The sequence below is a fragment of the Allobosea sp. ASV33 genome (assembly GCF_016428755.1).
Taxonomy (GTDB): Bacteria; Pseudomonadota; Alphaproteobacteria; order Rhizobiales; family Beijerinckiaceae; genus Allobosea.
This window is the reverse complement of record NZ_JAELTI010000309.1, coordinates 1-312: the sequence shown is the minus strand read 5'-3', so window position 1 is coordinate 312 and position 312 is coordinate 1. Positions and strand designations below refer to the sequence as shown.

Sequence of the window (312 nt, the reverse complement as noted above, 5' to 3'; positions counted from 1 at the left end):
GCCGTATTCGGCGATGCGGTCCATGTTGTCGGTGCGGATCTGCAATTCGACGCGGCTATGGCCGGGGCCGACGACGGTCGTATGAATCGACCGATAGTCGTTCTGCTTCGGAGTCGAGATGTAATCCCTGTCTCTTATACACATCTCCGAGCCCACGAGACTCTAGGCGCGATCTCGTATGCCGGCTTCTGCTTGTAAAGGGGGGGGGGGGGGGGGGGGGGGGGGGGGGGGGGGGGGGGGGGGGGGGGGGGGGGGGGGGGGGGGGGGGGGGGGGGGGGGGGGGGGGGGGGGGGGGGGGGGGGGGGGGGGGGG

The 312-nt window shown here is 72.4% G+C and carries 1 pseudogene; it reads right to left on the bottom strand.

The window, feature by feature from the left end:
• Nucleotides 1–135, bottom strand: a pseudogene (locus JHD80_RS27765) (hypothetical protein); the annotation flags it as partial.
• Between the last annotated feature and the right edge of the window lie 177 nt (nucleotides 136–312).